Origin of the sequence: Rhodococcus sp. W8901 (assembly GCF_013348805.1) — a bacterium.
In the GTDB taxonomy this organism is placed as follows: Bacteria; Actinomycetota; Actinomycetes; order Mycobacteriales; family Mycobacteriaceae; genus Prescottella.
On record NZ_CP054690.1, the window covers coordinates 3,310,443 to 3,327,156 of the forward strand.

The 16,714-nt window shown below is 71.8% G+C and carries 1 protein-coding gene; it reads right to left on the bottom strand.

Going from position 1 to position 16,714, the window contains the following annotated elements:
• Positions 1-24 precede the first annotated feature (24 nt).
• Complete coding sequence (locus HUN07_RS15630) at positions 25-16,497, bottom strand: amino acid adenylation domain-containing protein (protein ID WP_174910805.1); 16,473 nt, start codon at positions 16,495-16,497, stop codon at positions 25-27.
• Positions 16,498-16,714: the final 217 nt, after the last annotated feature.

Consider the following 16,714-nt stretch of genomic DNA (forward strand, 5'->3'; position numbering starts at 1 on the left):
ACCGATCGCGGTTGCCCCGCAAGATCATCGGAGATCGCCGTCCAGGCAGGCACCGACGATCGGCCCGATCTCCGCGAGCGCCTCGGGCGTGGTGAGCCGGTTGTGCGTGTGACCGACCGGGTAGACCCGGACGGCACCGGTCACGAAGCGATCCCACGGCGTCTCTTGCCGTGCCGATCCGCCGTCGGCGGCGACGTAGACGAGGTCGCCGTCGAACACCGCGGGCCGGTAATTCTGTCCCAGCCCGACGGTGTGGACGTAGTCGTCGTAGAGCCGGCGCAGGTCGTCGGCGGTCAACGACGCGTACGGTCCGCCGCTCTCGTGCAGCAGTTGCGCGGCGCGCTCCGGGGTGAGCTCGCCATCGCCGACGGCGGGCTCGTCGACGCCCGCGAACTCGGCGAACAGCATGCCCAGCGTCGGTGTCCGGGACGCCTCGGGAACCGAGTCGGAGGTCTGGGTGTCCAGCATGATCAGCGTCCCGACGTCCTCGCCGAGTTCGCGCAGTCGCACCGCCATCGCGTGGGCGATCGCACCGCCGACGGAGTACCCGAGCAGGTGGTATGGACCGTGGGGGCGTACCCGACGAATCAGCTCGACATACTCGCCGGCCAGTTCCTCCATGGACCCGGGATCGTGCCCGACATCGACCGTGCCGGGCGACTGCAGGCCGTACACCGGACGCGCTGTCGGCACGTACGGAACGAGTCCCGTGTAACACCCCACCAATCCGATCGCCGGATGCACACAGAACAGCGGGGCGCCGCCGTCCCCGGCCCGCATTCTCAACAGGTTGCCCATACGGTCCGGCGTCCCGGCGTCACCCGCGGTTCGCCGCGCGATCACCGCCGGCGTCGGGTCACCGAACACCCACTGCATCGGCAGTGCCCGACCGAGTCGCGACTGCACCTCGGCGACCACCCGCACGGCGCTCAGCGAATTGCCGCCGAGCTCGAAGAAGTTGTCGTCGATGCCGACCCGCTCGGCGCCGAGGACGTCGGCGAACACCTCGCACAGCACCCGCTCGACGTCGGTGCGCGGCGGCCGGTACTCCCCCGCCGTGAACACCGGCGCGGGCAGCGCGCCGCGGTCGAGCTTGCCGTTCGAGTTCATCGGCACCTCGTCGAGGATCGTGATCGCCGACGGCACCATGTACGCCGGCAACGATGTCGCCGCGAACTTCCGCAGCGCAGCGCCGTCGACGACACCGTCCGGGGTGAGCCGGACGTACGACACCAGCACCGTCTCGCCGTTGGGCGCATCGTGGCCGAGGGACGCGGCGAACTCGACGTCCGGGTGCGCGGTGAGGGCGGCGTCGACGTCCCCGATCTCGATGCGCAGGCCGCGGATCTTGATCTGGAAGTCGGTGCGCCCCACGTACTGCAGGCCGCGCCCGCCGCACCGGCGCACCAGGTCCCCGGAGCGGTACATTCGCGACCCGGCGCCGTCGAACGGGTTCGCGACGAACCTCTCCGACGTGAGCGCCGGCTGCCCCCGATAGCCCCGGGCCAGGCACGGGCCGAACAGGTACAGCTCGCCCTCGCCGCCGTCGGGCACCGGACGCATCCAGCAGTCCAGGACGACGGCGCCGACACCGGACCGGGGCACCGGTCCCCCCATCGTGATCGGCGTCCCGGGCTCGAGGGACTCGCTGGTCGTCACGCACACCGTGCACTCGGTGGGCCCGTACGCGTTGAGCAGGCGCGTGCGGGGCGCCCACGCGTCGACCAGTTCCGCGCCGAACAGCTCGCCGCCCACCTCGATCACCTGGACGTCGGGCAGCGATCCCGGCTCGATCGTCCCGCACACCGCGGGGGTGACCAGCAGATGCGTGATCCGCTCCTCCCGCGCGTAGGTCGCGAGTTCGGCGCCCGCGTACACGTCGGGCGGTGCCACCACCAACGTCGCGCCGGCGCCGAACGCGAGCATCAGTTCCAGGACCGAGACGTCGAAGCTCGGGGAACACACGTGCAGGATCCGCGATTCCGCGCTCGCCCCTTGATGTTCCACCTGTGCGACGGTCAGGTGCGGCAGACCGGCGTGCGTCACCACGACGCCCTTGGGCGCGCCGGTGGATCCGGACGTGTAGATGAGGTAGGCGGGATCGGCCATCCGGATCGGGTGGGTGCGTTCGTCGTCGCGGATCGGCGGTGCCGGATGGTGTTCCAGGTCGAGGCCGTCCAGCGGCAACCAGTCGAGTCCGCCCGGTAGCACGTGGGCACCGGTCGCGGTCAACCCCACCCGGGCGCCGCAGTCCCCGAGCATGTACTCGATGCGTCCCGGCGGCAGCTTCGGATCGATCGGTACGGGCGCCGCACCGCTCTTCGCGACCGCCCACGTGGCCGTCACCGACTCCGCCGAGCGCGGCACCGCGACCGGCACGAAGTCCTCCGGGCCCACACCCCGGTCGAGCAGCACCCGCGCCAACCGGGTGGAACGCTCGTCGAGTTCACGATAGGTGGTATCGATTCCGTTCCAGCGCAGCGCGATCGCGCCGGGATCGCGCGCTACCGCGTCCTCGAGAATCTGCGGCCAGGTCCGCGGCGGGACCGACGCCGACTCCGCCACGTCGACGAGTTCGGCGCGCCGCTCGTCGCCGAGCAGATCGATGCGTCCCACCGGCGTATCGGGGCGGTGCGCCACGGTCTCCACGACTCGACCCAGCCGCTGCGCGAGATCCGCGACGTCGACCGGCGCGAGCGCCTCCGGCGAGTACCGCAGGCGCATCCGCAGTCTCGTGTCCTCGAACGCCATCAGCGACAGCGGGTAGTGCGTCGAGTCGTTGCCGACCACTCCGGTCACACGCAGTCCGGTGCGTTCGGTGAGGCGCGCGAGCGCGCCGGGATCCATCGGGTACGACTCGAACACCATCGCGGTGTCGAACAGTCCGCCGAAGCCGGCCGCCTGCTGAATCGCGGTGAGACCGCGGTACTCGTGCGGCATGAGCGCGGTCCGTTCCCGCTGCAGCCGCGCCAGCAACTGGCGCACGGTCTCGTCCGGATCGAGCCGCACCCGCACCGGCACCGTGTTGATGAACAGACCCACCATCGCCTCGGCGCCGGCGATCATGGGCGGTCGACCGGAGACCGTGGTGCCGAACACGACATCGGTCCCGGCGCTCATCTCGCCGAGGAGGATTCCCCACGCCACCTGCAGCACCGTGTTGACGGTCACGCCCGCCGCCTCCGACGTCCGCACGAGCGCCTCGGCCGTCGGATCATCCAACGGCACGGTCTCACTCGCGCTCGCCGACAGCTGCCGACCCACCGCGTGGGGGGCCGCGAGTGTGGGGCCGGGCAGCCCCGACAGTGCCCTCGCCCAGGCCCGTCCCGCGGCGCCGACGTCACGGGAGACCAGCCACGCGAGGTAGTCCCGGTACGGCGGGGCCGTCCGGTCGAGGGGTGCGCCCCCGGTGGCGTACAGGTCGAACAGATCGGCCACGAGCAGCGGCGCGGACCAGCCGTCCAGGACGATGTGATGGTTGGTGATCACCAGTCGGTGGGTTCGCTCGCCGACGTCGATCAGCAGGAAGCGGATCAGCGGGGCGCCGCGCATGTCGAAGTGGTTGCCGCGGTCACGGTCGATCACGGTGTCGCTGTCCGCACGGGTGGCGACGGTGATCGCCGACCAGTCGACGGGGACGTGGTCGAGCAGCACCTGCACGACGCTGCCGTCGTCGTGGTTGTCGAACACCGTCCGCAGGCTCGCGTGCCGGTCCATCAGCGCCTGCGCCGCGGCGGCCATCCGGCGTTCGTCCAGGTCACCGTCGAGGTCCAGGACGAGCTGGACGTGGTAGGCGTCGACGGCCTCCTGCGCGAGCAGCGCGTGGAAGAGCAGCCCCTCCTGCAGCGGTGTCGGTGGCCACACGTCGACGACACCGCCGTGCGAGCGCTCCCAGCGGGCGATCTCCGCCCGCGTCGCGGGAACCAGGTCCAGGTCCGACGGGGTCAGGCCCCCGCACGACGGGTCGCTCAGGTGCGCGGCGAGGTCGCGGATTCCGTTCTCCCACAACGTCACGAACTCGCGCGTCGCGTCCGCGCCGAGCACGCCGCACGCGTACCGGATCTTCGCGGTCAGCTGCGGCCCCGCCGGACCGTCGGCGATATAGGCGTCGACCGCGAGCGTGGTCGGCACCGGGCCGCCGCTGCCGGAGTCGGACGCGGAGTCCGCACCGACCGCCGTGACCCCGCCCGCGGACGCGTCCCCCGACAGCCGTCCCAGGTAGTTGACGGAGATCTGCGGCGTCGCGAGAGCGGCGAGGGTGGGACCGGTATCGGGATTGAGATACCGCAGCAGCCCGTAGCCGATGCCGTGTCCGGGGACCGCGCGCACCTGCTCCTTGACGGTTCGCAGCGCCTCTCCGAGGTCGGCCGGGTCCACGTCGGTCAGGTCGAGCCGGATCGGGTACGCCGTGGTGAACCACCCGACGGTGCGTGACAGATCGACCCCGGGAACCGCGTCCTCGTCCCTCCCGTGGCCTTCGACGGACACGACGGCGCGCACCCAACGGCCGACCCCGCCCCACCGGTTCCACCGCGCCGCCGCGATCGCCGTCGCGCACAGCACGGCATCGGCCGGCGTCGCCCGATACGCCTCGGGCAGGCGCTCCAGGAGCTGACGGGTGACCTCGACCGAGTGGCGCACGTCGAGTTCGCCGACGGCGGTATCGGCGGCCGGATCGAACCGGTGGTCCCCGAGCACCGGATCCGGCGGCACGAGCGTGTCCGTCCACCAGTCCATCTCGGCGACGCGTTCCGGTGCGGTGGCCGACGCCGCGAGTTCGTGCGCCCACGTCCTCATCGACGTACCGACCGGGGGCAACTGGGGTGTCCGACCGGTACGGATCTGCTCCGACGCCGACACGAGGTCGGGCAGCAGGATCCGCCACGACACCCCGTCGACCACCAGGTGGTGGATCGCGACCGACAGTCGGCCCGCCCGGTCCGGGCCCGCGTCGCACCACACCGCCTGCACCATCATCCCGTTCGACGGGTCGAGCCGACCGACCGCCGCGGTCCGTTCCCGCGCCGCCACCGCGTCGACGGCACCGTCGTCGGCCGCATCGGAACAGTCCACGCGGCGCAGGCACTCGCCGGCCGCCACCGCGCCCGGTTCGGGGATCTCGAGGTGCAGATCGGTGCCGGCGCCGACGCGACGGGCCCGCAGCATGTCGTGACGGTCGAGCACCTCCTGGAAGGCGCCGGCGAGGTCGGCGGCGGACAGTTCCGCCGGGACCGCGACCGTCACCGACTGCGAGAAGTGGTCCCAGTTTCCGCCGCGCTCGGCCAGCCAACGGACGATCGGTGTCGGCTCGACCGGCCCGATGCCGCCGCCGTCGATCTCCCCCAGCACCGGGTGTCCGCCCGCCTCGACCCCGGCCCGGATCACCGCGGCCAGGCCCGCGACCGTGGGGTGTTCGAAGACGTCCTGGGGGGTGAGCCCGAACCCGCGCTCGCGGGCCCGCGACACCAGCGAGATGACCGTGATCGAGTCACCGCCGAGCACGAAGAACGAGTCGTCCGCCGCGACCTCCGGCACCCCGAGTGCCTGCGCGAACAGCCCGGCGAGCGCTTCCTCGACCGCGCCGGCCGCGCGGCGGCCACCCCCGGCGAACGCCGCGAAGTCCGGTTCGGGCAGCGCCTTCCGATCGATCTTGCCGTTGACCGTGACCGGGAGATCGTCGAGCACCGTCACCGCCGCGGGCACCATGTAGGACGGCAGCAGCGCCTCGACCTGCCGACGAACCTCGACCGGGTCGAGCGTGCGGCCCGGAGTGGGGACCACGTATCCGATCAGCCGATCGCCGCCGCCATCGACGCTGCCACCGGCCCCGCGTTGCGCCACGACCACGGCCCGGGCCACCCCCTCGCACCGCAGCAGGGCGGACTCGAGCTCGCCGAGTTCGACGCGGAAGCCGCGCACCTGGACCTGGAAGTCGGTGCGTCCCAGGAACTCCAGTTGCCCGTCGCCGCCGCGACGGCCGAGGTCCCCGGTCCGGTACATCCGCCGCCCGCCGCCGCGGCCGTCCGCGACGAACCGTGCCGCCGTCAACCCCGGGCGTCCGACGTAGCCGCGCGCCACGGCCTCACCGGAGAGGTAGATCTCGCCGACCACGCCGTCCGGGACCGGATGCAGCCGTGCGTCGAGCACGTGCAGGCCGACCCCCGGGATACCCCGGCCGATCACGGTGCCGGGGATGCCGGCCAGGCCGCCGCGCTCGAGCGCGGCGGCGCTGTCGATGACCGTGGCCTCGGTGACCCCGTACATCTCGAACACCCGACCGGCGTCGTCCGGGCGGCGGGCATACCAGCGGGACACCTGCTCGAGGGCGAGCTCCTCGCCGCCGACGAACACGTAACGCAGGGGCAGATCGGCCGTGTCGCGGTCCACCAGCTGGTAGAACGACGCGGGGGTCTGATTGAGCACCGTGATCCGTTCGCGGCGCAGCAGGTCGACGAAGTCCGCCGGGGTCCTCGCCGTCAGCGGGTCCACGAGCACGGCCGTCGCACCGGTCGACAGCGGACCCCACACCTCCCACACCGCGACGTCGAAGGCGAACGAGTGGAAGATCGTCCATGCGTCCGACGAGCACAGGTCGAACAGCGTCGTCGCGTTCACGAGAAGGGCGACCGCGCTGCGGTGCGTCACCTGCACGCCTTTCGGCCGTCCCGTCGATCCCGAGGTGTAGATGACGTACGCGGCGTTGTCCGGGCGCAGCGCCGCGGCGCGATCGACGTCGGTCAGCGGCGCCGGCGAGAGTCGTTCGAGTTCGGCACGGGTCGCGTCGTCGTCGAGCAGCAGCATCGGGGCGGACACTGCACCGAGCGCGGCGGCCGAGTCGGTGGTGGCCACCACGCACGTGGGCTCCGCGTCACCGAGCACCAGCGCGATCCGCTCCGCGGGCGAACCCGTGTCGACGGGCAGGTAGGCCGCGCCCGCCGCGATCGTCGCGACGATCGCCACCATCATGTCCGTCGACCGCGGAAGCGCGAGGGCCACCACGGTTTCCGGCCCCGCGCCACGATCCACGAGGAGCCGCGCGAGCCGGTTCGCGGATGCCGCGAGGTCCCCGTAGCTGAGCCGGGTGTCACCCGACACCACGGCCGTCGCGTCCGGGTGCTCGGCCGCGGCGGCGGCGAACACGTCGGCGAGCGTGTCCGACGCGGGCGGGGTGCCGCCGATGACCGCCGACACGATCGCGGTCCGCTCGCCGGAGGTGAGCAGGTCGACGTCGCCGACCGGGTGGTGCGGGTCCACCGCGGCGGCGTCGAGGATCCGGTGCAGGCGCTCGGCGAACCCTCGGACGGTGCCGAGGTCCCACAGGTCGGTGGCGTAGGTGACGTCGAATCGCATGCCGTCGGGGGCGCCGTCCGAACCGAACGACTCCGACACGCTCAGCTGCAGATCGAACTTCGAGACCCCGAGGTCCCGCTCGACCGGTTCGACGTCCAGGCCCGGCAGCCGCAGGTAGTCGGACATGTCGGTGCGGTACTCGACGAGCACCTGGAACAGCGGCGCATACGACGTCGACCGGGTCGGGGCCAACTCGTCGACGAGCCGCTCGAACGGCAGGTCGGTGCGCGCGAAGGCGCCGAGGTCCACCTCACGCACCGCGGCGAGCACGTCGGCGAATCCGGCGCCGGTGTCGATCGGAGTCCGCAGCACGAGGGTCCCGACGAACATGCCGACCACGTCGTCCAGCCCGGCCTCTCCCCGGCCCGAGACCGGGGTGCCGATCACGATGTCGGCGGTGCTCGACAGGCGCGCGACGAGTACCGCGAGGGCGGCGTGGGCGACCATGAACATCGTCGAATTGCCCCGGTGCGCAAGGTCGGCCAGGGCAGCGTGCGTCCGCCGGTCGACATCGAAACCGACGACGGCACCGCGCAGCGACTGCCGCGCTGGGCGCGGCCGGTCGGTGGGCAGCGGGACCAGGTCGGGGATGCCGTCGAGCGTCCGGCGCCAGTAGTCGAGTTGCCGCGCATAGCGCGACGTCGGATCGTCGGGCGACCCGAGCAGGTCACGCTGCCACAGGGCGTAGTCGACGTACTGCACGGCCGGCGGCGGCCAGTCGGGCGTCGCCCCGCGTCGACGCGCTTCGTACGCGCGCATCACGTCCTTGCCCAGCGCCGTCATCGAGAAACCGTCGGCACTGATGTGATGCGCCACCACGGCCAGCACGTGCTCGGACCCGGACACCCGCACCAACTCGGCCCGCAGCGGCACCCGATCGCTGACGTCGAAGCCGGTCGACGCGAGCCGCAGCAGGTGCGCGTCGAGGTCGGCGCGCAGCACCGCCAGCACCTCCGGTTCGGGGACCTCGCCGATGTCGACGATCCGCTGCGTCGGCACGCCACCGACCAGCGGGTACATCGTGCGCAGACTCGAATGGCGGCACACGACGTCCCGGACGGCGGCGGCGAGCGCCCGCTCGTCGAGGTCACCGCGCAGGCGCACCGCCATCACGATGTTGTAGGCCGGCGACGACGTGTCCAGTTGGTTGATCGACCACATCCGCAGCTGCGCCGACGACAGCGGCAGCACCTCGGGCCATTCGTACGGCCGCAGCACCGGTCGGTGCTCGGCGCCCGCGCCGCCGTGTTCCACCCGCGCGGCGAGCCCGCGCACCGTGGGGGCCTCGAAGATCGCGCGGACATCGAGGTCGGCGTCGAGCGCGGCATTGAGTCGGCCGGTGACCCGGGTGGCCATCAACGAGTTGCCACCGAGGTCGAAGAAGCTGTCGTCCAAGCCGATTCGGTCGATCCCCAGCACGGCCCGCAGGTGCGCGGCGACGATCGTCTCGATCGGGGTGAGGACCGCGGCGCTCGTGGCATCGACGAGGCGCGGGAAGTCCGGGGCGGGCAGCGCCTTCTGGTCGAGCTTGCCGGCCGGGGTCAGCGGCACCTCCGCGATCGGCACGATCAGCGCCGGAACCATGTGCGCCGGCAACCGGCCCGCGAGGTGGCGGACCAGTTCGTCGGGGTCGACGGCGGGGTCGTCGCCGGAGCGGACGTACGACACGAGGACGGTCTCCCCGGACGGCGCGGTCCGGCCGAGGGTCGCGGCGAACTCCACCGCCGGATGCTCGGCGAGGGCCGTGTCGATCTCGCCGAGTTCGATGCGGAATCCGCGCACCTTGACCTGCAGGTCGCTGCGACCGAGGTACTCGAGTGCGAGGTCGGGGCCGTCCTGCCGCCAGCGGACGATGTCGCCCGTCCGGTAGAGGCGGTCACCGGGCATGGTGCCCTCGTCCTCGTCCGTGGGGTCGTCGGTCGCCGCCACGAACGGGCTGGCGACGAACCGTTCCGCGGTGAGACCGGGGCGCAGGTGGTAACCACGCGCGATCGCCGGACCGCCCAGGTACAGCTCGCCGGGGACGCCGATCGGGACCGGCTGCAGGCGCGCGTCGAGCACCAGTTCCACGAAACCGAGGGTCGGGCCACCGATGGTGACCGGGTCGTCCGGGGCCAACGGACCGGCGATGTTCGACATGATGGTGCCCTCGGTGGGCCCGTAGGCGTTGAACATGTCGCGTCCGGACGCCCACCGGCCGATCAGTTCGGGCGGGCACGGCTCCCCCGCCACCGCGAGGGAGCGCAGTGCATCGAGCCCTTCGGGATCGAACGACCCGAGGACACTCGGGGTGAAGAACGCGTGTGTGTCCTGCCCGGCGGCCAGCTGCCGGGCCAGATCCTGGCCGCCGTAGACGTCGGGCGGGGCGATCACCAGGTGCGCGCCCGACCCGAACGCCATCAGCAGCTCGAACACGGACGCGTCGAAGCTCGGCGACGTGAACTGGGAGACCCTCGAATGGGAGGTGACGGTGAGGCTTTCGCGCTCCTGGACCACGAGGTTCGCGAGACCGCGGTGGGTGAGCACGACACCTTTCGGCACGCCGGTCGAGCCGGACGTGTAGATCAGGTAGGCCGGGTTGTCGATCCGCAGGGGCGCCGCGCGGTCCGCGTCGGTGACCGGATCGGCCGGGTACCGCTCCAACCGGTCCCGGTAGTCGTCGGAGTCGATCTCCCGCCACCCGATCCGCCCGGACAACCGCGGGCGCCGGTCGTGCACGGTCAGCCCCGCCGCCGCTCCCGAGTCGCGGAGCATGTGGTCGATCCGCTCCGGCGGATAGGTGGGGTCGACGGGGACGAACGCCGCCCCGGCCTTCGCGACCGCCCACACCGACTCGACGAATTCGATGGACCGGGTCAACCCCAGCGCGACAACGCTTTCCGGTCCGACGCCGTCGTCGATGAGCAACCGGGCCATGCGCGAGGATCGGGCGTCGAGGTCGGTGTAGGAGACGGTGCGATCCCCGCACGACAGCGCGGGCGCGTCCGGATCGATCGTTGCCGCGTCGGTGAGGATCCGCGCCAGCGTCCGGTGACGGCCACCGCGGCGGCCGAGCACGGGTGCGAGACGGTGGTAGTCGGCGTCGGACAGCAGTCGCAGCCGGGCCAACGTCTGCTCCGTGTCGTCGGCGAACGCATGCAGCACCCGCTCGAGCCGATCGGCCACCGCGTCGACCTCGACCGCATCGAAGAGGTCGGGCGCGTAGTCGATCCGGATCTCCAGCCCACCGTCCACCGACGCCGCGAGCGCGAACGGATAATGGGTGGCGTCCCGCACGGCGACGTCGGTCACCCGCATCCCGGCGAAGTCGGTGTCCGCGGTCAGGCCGGCCCGGTCGACCGGGTACGACTCGAAGACGGTGATGGTGTCGAACAGGGCGGCCGCACCGGTCGCACGTTCGATGTCGGCGAGCCCGACGTGCTCGTGATCGAGCAGCGACGTCTGCTCGGCGTGCGCGCGGTCGAGGAGTTCGCCGAGCGTCTCGGCGGGATGCAGGCGCACCCGCACCGGAATCGTGTTGATGAACAGGCCGATCATCGACTCGATACCGTCGATCTGCGGCGGCCGCCCCGACACGATCGCGCCGAAGACGACGTCGTCACGCCCTGTCCACGCCCCCAACACGATTCCCCACGCCGCCCGCACGATGGTGCTGAGGGTGACACCGCGCTCGCGGGCGACCGCCTCGAGTCGGGCCGTCGCCTCCTCGGTGAGGATCAGCCGCTCCGCCCGTGGCACCGTGGGCAACTGCCGACCACGCTCGAGCGGTCCGAGCAGCGTCGGCTCGTCGACCCCTGCCAACGCGTCGACCCAGCGCTCCGTCGACGCCGCGAGGTCGACACTGCCCAGCCAGGACAGGTACTCCCGGAACGACGGCGGCACCGGGACGGCCCCCGGGTCGGGTGCGACGTACGCCTCGAGAAACTCGCGCACCAGCAGGGGCACCGACCAGCCGTCGAGCAGGATGTGGTGGTACGTCAGCACCAGACGGTGCGCGTCGGCGCCGGTGCGGATCAGCAGCCCCCGGAGCAGCGGCGACACGCTCATGTCGAAACGTCGGGCCCGATCGTCGGCCAGGACCTGCTCGGCGGCTTCGGGGTTCTCGAGATCGGCTACCGCCCACGGCAGCTCGACGCGCTCCGGCACCAGCTGCACGGGGTCGCCGTCCGGCCCGGTGGCGTACGAGACTCGAAGGATCGCATGACGATCCAGAAGAGCCTGGACGGCGCGGCGGACCCGGTCGGCATCGACCGATCCGCCCAGCACGATCTCGAGCTGCACCAAGTACGGGTCGTGCTCGTCGCCCGTCAGCTCCGTCTGGAACAACAGCCCGGCCTGCAGCGGCGACAGCGGCCACACGTCGGCGAGCCCCGCCTGCGCCTCCTCGAGACGTTCGACGGTCCCCTGGTCGAGGTGCACGAGCGGCAGATCCGACGGAGTGAGGCCGCCGGCACCGGGCCGGACGGCGGCCGACGCAAGTGCGCGGCACGCCGATCGCCACAGCTCGGCCAGGTCCTGGACGTCCCGGTGATCGAGCACGCCGCCCGGGTACGCCAGTGTCGCCCGCAACGTCGGGCCCCGCTCGGTGTCGACGATGATCAGGTTGATGTCGAGGGCGGCGGTGGCCGGCATGTCCGGTTCGACCGAGGAACCCAGGTCCCCGAGTTCGTCGACCGGGAGCCAGTCCCCACCCACGCCGTGCGGCGCCACGGCCATCCGCCCGAGGTAATTGATGCTGATCTGCGGGGTCGGCAACCCGTCGAGGGGTCCGGGGGTGCCGTCGACGCGGGCGCCCAGGTAACGCAGTACGCCGTAACCGATTCCGTGATCGGGCGCCCCACGCAACTGTTCCTTGACGAGTTTGAGCGCCTCACCCGCGACCGGCCCCCCGGCGAAGGCGGCGTCGAGATCGATTCCCGCCAGGTCGAGCCGCACCGGGTGGGTCGTCGTGAACCACCCGACGGTCCGCGACAGGTCCGCACCCGACACCACCTGGTCCTCGCGGCCGTGTGCCTCGATCGTGAGCAACGTCGACGAGTCGGACGCGGTGCCACGCCGGTGGCGCCAGGTCGTCAGCGCCAGGACCAGCGCGGTGACGACGGCGTCGTCGACACTCCCGTGCACGCTCTCCGGTACCGCGGTGGACAGTGCCGCGGTCACGGCCTGTGGGAGGTCGACGGCGACGGTCTCGACCGTGTCGGCCACGTCGAGGCGCGGATCCAACGGGCGGCTGCCGAGCAACGGGTCGGGGCCCGCGAGCACGCCTCGCCAGTAGTCGATCTCGGCGGCGTGATCGCCACGTGCACGCTCGTCGAGTGCGTGCGCCCACGTCCGCATCGACGTCCCCACCGCCGGCAGTCGCACCGTCCGACCGGCCCGCGCCTGCCCCCACGCGGAGGCCAGGTCCGGCAGCAGGATTCGCCACGACACACCGTCGACCACCAGGTGGTGGGACACCAGCACCAGCCGACCCGGCCGACCCGGGCCCGCGTCGCACCACACCACCTGCAGCATCCGGCCGGCCGTCGGGTCGAGCCGGTCGACCGCCTCGGTGCGCGCGGCGACCAGTGCCGCGACGAAGTCGTCCGTGCCGGGATCCGCGGCCACCGGGATCCTGTGCACGACGTCGCCCGCGGCGACGGCCCCGGGCGGCGGGACCTCGAAGGCGGCGATGTCGATGTCGATGCCACCGACGTATCTGGCGCGGAGCATGTCGTGGTGGTCGAGGACGGCCTGTACCGCGGTCCGCAGATCATCGCCGGCCAGCCCGATCGGCAGGACCACGCACACCGACTGCGACAGCCGGGTCCAGGACCCTACGTGGTCGACGAGCCAGCGCACGATCGGTGTCGCCGCCACCGATCCGACACCGCCGCCCGACAGTTCCTCGAGCGCGGGAGCGCGCCCGGCGGTGTCGGTGGCCACGGACGCCAGCCCCGCGACCGACAGCCGCTCGAAGACGTCCCGCGGGGTCAACGCGAGACCGGCGGTACGTGCGCGGGACGCCAACTGGATCGCCATGATCGAGTCGCCGCCCAGCGCGAAGAACGAGTCCTCGGCGCCCACGGATTCGAGCCCGAGGACCTCGGCGAACAGCCCGGCCAACTTCTCCTCGGTGACCCCGGCCGGCGCCCGGCCGACCCCCGACGAGGAACCGAAGTCCGGTTCCGGCAACGCCTTCCGGTCCACTTTCCCGTTCACGGTCAGCGGCAGCCGCTCGAGAACCGTCACCGCCGCCGGCACCATGTAGGGCGCGAGCGTGCCGGTCACCTGCTCCCGCACCGCCGCCGGTCCCACCACCGCACCCGATTCCGGGACGACATACGCGACCAGTCGCACGAGCTCTCCCGGCGCGGCGCGTCGAGGCACCACCACCGCGTGGGCGACACCGGGGCACTCCACGAGCGCCGCCTCGATCTCGCCGGGCTCCACGCGGAAACCACGCACCTGGACCTGGAAGTCGCTGCGCCCCAGGAACACCAGCCTTCCCTCGTCGTCGAGACGGGCGAGGTCCCCCGACCGGTACATCCGGCTGCCGTCGCCGGAGAACGGGTCGACGACGAATCGCTCGGCGGTGAGCCCGGGGTGGCCGCCGTAGCCGCGGGCCACCTGCGCACCGCCCGCATAGATCTCCCCGACGACACCGACCGGGACGGGACGCAGGCGACGGTCGAGCAGATACAGTCTGACGCCGGGAAGCCCCCGGCCGACGACGTTGCCGCCGCCCGACGCAGCCAGCGCCGACGTCATGGGCATCGAACTGAGGAAGACCGTGGTCTCGGTGATGCCGTACACGCTGACCAGGGCGGACCGGTCCCCGGCATGGCGGTCGAGCCACGGCACGAGGCGCCGCTGGTCGTACTCGTCGCCCCCGACGAAGACCCGGCGCAGGTCGGGCAGTGGTGCGGGGGCATCCTGCTCGACCTCGGCCAACTGCAGGAACGCGGCGGGTGTCTGGTTCACCACGCTCACGCGCTCACGTCGGAGCAGATCGAGGAACGCGTCCGGGGTTCGCACGGTGTCCCGATCGACCACCACGAGTGTTCCGCCGATGGTCAGCGGCCCCCAGATCTCCCATACCGAGAAGTCGAACGCGAAGGAATGGAACATCGTCCACACGTCGGCCGCGGTGTTGTCGAACTCGAGGTTCGCATTGGCGAGCAGCGCCGCGGCACTGCGATGACTCACCTGCACGCCCTTGGGCCGGCCGGTCGAGCCCGACGTGTAGATCGAGTACGCCAGGTGGTCCGGCCGCAGCGGCCGGATCCGTTCCCCCGCGGTCACCGGCGCGGTCGGCAACCGCGCCAGCTCGGCGCGTGTCGCGCGCGTGTCCAGGGCGACGACGGGGGCGTCCAGCCCGTCCAGTCCGTCCAGTTCCTCTGCGAGCGCGGCGGTCGTCAGCACACATGTCACCTGCGCGTCCGCCAGCACGTAGTCGCGGCGTGCACGGGGCGATGACGCCTCGATCGGCACGTACGACCCGCCTGCGGTCAGGACCGCGAGCAGCGCGACGATGAGCTCGGCGGACCGGTCCGACACCACCGCCACCCGCGACTCCGGCCCCACTCCGAGCGTGATGAGTTCGCGTGCAAGCTGATTCGCCTCGCCACACAGCTCGCGGTACGTCAGCTCGGTGTCGCCGAACACCACCGCGGCCCGATCCGGGTCCAGCTCCGCGGAGTGGGCCACCAGCTCCGGCAACGTCCCGCCGCCCGACACTCCGGGAGTGTTCCACTCCGCCAGCAGCGCGGCGGTCTCCGCATCGTCGACGATCGGGAGCTCGCCGACGGGGGCCTCGGGAGCGGCGGTCGCCAGCGCGCGCAGCAACCTGGTGAACCGGTCGTAGTGCCGGCCGAGTGCGGCGTCGTCGTACAGGTCGGGATTGGCCTTGAAGTCCAGGCGGATCGGGCCGGAGGTGCCGTACCGGTAGACATTGACCAGCAGGTCCTCGATCGGACCGGACGAGAGCACCTCGAGCGAGGTCCGGGTGTCACCGAGGCGCAGCTCGGTCGGGAACATCATCAGGTTGAGCAGCGGGCCCGAGAACCCGCGGCCGGACCCGTGCTCCCCGCGGTCCCGGCGCAGATCCTCGTGCCGGTAGCGCTGATGGCGCAGCGCGCCGGACAGGGCCGCCGCGACGGCCGCCACCAGTTCCGAGACCGTGGTGCCGGTACCCACCGACACCCGCAGCGGCACCACGTTCGCGAGCGTCCCACCGGATCGCCGCAGAACCGCAGTCGTCCGGGACGAGACCGGCAGGCTCAGCACGATGTCGGACGCACCGATGTGGCGTGCGGTGTAGGCGACGATCGCCGACGCGACCAACACCGGGAGCGTGACCCCGTATCGTTCCTGCGCGGCTGCAAGAGCGTGGGCGACCGCGGGTTCGATCTCGGTGCCGACGTCCCGGCTGTGGGCCCGCGCCGGCGCGGCGTGCTCGGCGAGGCTGCACCGCTCCGGCATCCCTGCGGTCTGCTCACGCCAGTAGTCGCGATCCGACTCCCACCGCGTCGACCCGACGTACTTTGCCTCGGCGGCGTGGACCTTCTCGAGACCGTCGGCCGTGTTCGGTGGTGGCTCACGGCGCTCGACTGCCGCGTTGTAGAGATCGGCCATCCGATAGACCAGCGTCGCCGCGCCGACACCGTCGAGCACGATGTGGTGCGCGCGTGAGTACCAGAAGTAGCGGTCGTCGGCGATCCGCAGGAGTGCAGAGACCGCCAGACGGTCCCGGAACAGATCGATCGGCGTGCCGATGTCCGAGCGCATCCATTCGCGCGCCGCCGCCTCCGGGTCGGGTTCACCCCGCAGGTCCACCAGCCAGGTTCCGGTGTCGACGTCGGGATCGACGATCTGTTGCGGCCGGGAATCGTGCGGAACCAGACGAATCAGACCCGAACCGAATTCGCGGGCCGCTTCGGAAGCGGCCCGCGAGAGCAGTGGGACGTCGAGCCGTCCTCGGATGTCGATGAACTGGGCGACCGCCATCGGCACGCCGGGGTCGAGTTGTTGTGCGAGCCACTGGCCCATCTGTGCGGGCGTCAGAGGCATCGGATCCGAACCCCCTGCGCCGAACCCGTACGCCCCCATGCGATCACCGGCGTCCGTCGCGCCGGGCGCCGTGTCGACTCGAAATGGAAGCTCCATCAGCAGGATTGCGGCTTCACACGGACCGAGAGGTCCGGTTGTCGGGCTCCGGACCCGACGCCGTCACCTCAGCCGGTGCCGGGTGAGCCGATCGTCCGCGCCCGAACGCCGAGTGCGCTCGCCGACGCGGGATTTGCGTCGATGTTCGTCATTGCAACAACGATACGTCGGTCCGCCGCGACGGAGCGAGTGACGATTTCGTGTCGATCCCGGTCAA

What these genes read in the sequence shown, in the direction of transcription:
- HUN07_RS15630 (WP_174910805.1), bottom strand. Translation starts at nt 16,497, where the DNA reads ATGGAGCTTCCATTTCGAGTCGACACGGCGCCCGGCGCGACGGACGCC.